Below are 1,051 nucleotides of genomic sequence, written 5' to 3'. Positions count from 1 at the left end.
GCATAGATATATACTGGGTGAATTAGTAAGTCATCAAGGAGATGTTTTCGAAGTCGCTTTGGCAATCTATTGGGATAAAGCTAAGAACAAACCCATTCAACTGGGAGAACTATGGCTGGTGGAAGATCAAAATAATATTGTTTTAAAACAGACAGGAGAAGTTTTAAAGTTACATGTGACTTCAGAAACGGAGTTTGTTATTGGACCTCATGGTGAAATAGTCAGTAAAGAAGTGTTGCTAGATGAGATAGATGATAACACCATTTTACATTTAGAAATAGTCAATGAGACGATTATAAGTGTATATGATGAGTATTTTGGTTCTATGATACGATTGGATACACTACATTAATATGCAGCAATATAACAATATGTAAACTACGACACTACATAATGTGTATATTTGCTTGTTTCGTACTTGTTTTTATACACAACTACTTTATTTTAGTCTATACTGAAATTAGGTTGAGGTGTTATATGTCAAGTATCAAGTGGTTTCATGATCATCTACGAGAGTTTCTAGAAGAGAGAAAAATTACAATCAAATCGTTAGCAGCGAATATTCATATGGACTATCTATTAATGCTCTCACTTGTTCATGGTGAGAGGAATTTTGATTCAGAAATTGCTGATCAAGTACTTTCTGCTACCTTATTTGATCGTTCAGATAAAGAAGAGCTAGAACATCTTTATAAAACCAGTTATGTGGATATCGCTGATCGAGAAAAAATAGAACATATTGAAAGAATGTTTTTAGCATTATATGACACATCATTAGAAAAGAGTCATATAGCCAATATGTATAAAAACAAATATTTTGAAGTAAGAAAAGGCGAAAAATTAGAGCAAGTAATTACGATTATTACGTCTGCGATATTTAGCACCTATAACAATGCAGTAAGAGACGTGTTACTCAGTAATAAAGATCAAACTATGAGAATGGTGTTCACACTGCCACCAATTGATCGTCTGTTGCATGAAATGTATCATCTGATATTGGCTTTAAGGAACTGCCTTACTCCAAAGGTCAAATTAAGTATCATCGTTCAAG

2 protein-coding genes are annotated in these 1,051 nt (G+C 32.8%); both read left to right on the top strand.

The window, feature by feature from the left end; genetic code table 11:
• Positions 1 to 352 (top strand): hypothetical protein (locus tag JF818_RS07275; RefSeq protein ID WP_198891366.1); only part of this gene is annotated, 352 nt, incomplete at its 5' end.
• Positions 353 to 477: 125 nt separating this feature from the next.
• Positions 478 to 1,051, top strand: a 574-nt coding sequence (locus tag JF818_RS07270; protein WP_198891365.1) for a hypothetical protein, incomplete at its 3' end; no start/stop codon positions are given.

It is taken from the genome of Sphaerochaeta sp. S2 (assembly GCF_016406725.1).
Classification (GTDB): Bacteria; Spirochaetota; Spirochaetia; order Sphaerochaetales; family Sphaerochaetaceae; genus Sphaerochaeta.
The sequence above is the reverse complement of the archived record's forward strand: the minus strand, read 5'-3'. Positions and strand labels throughout refer to the sequence as shown.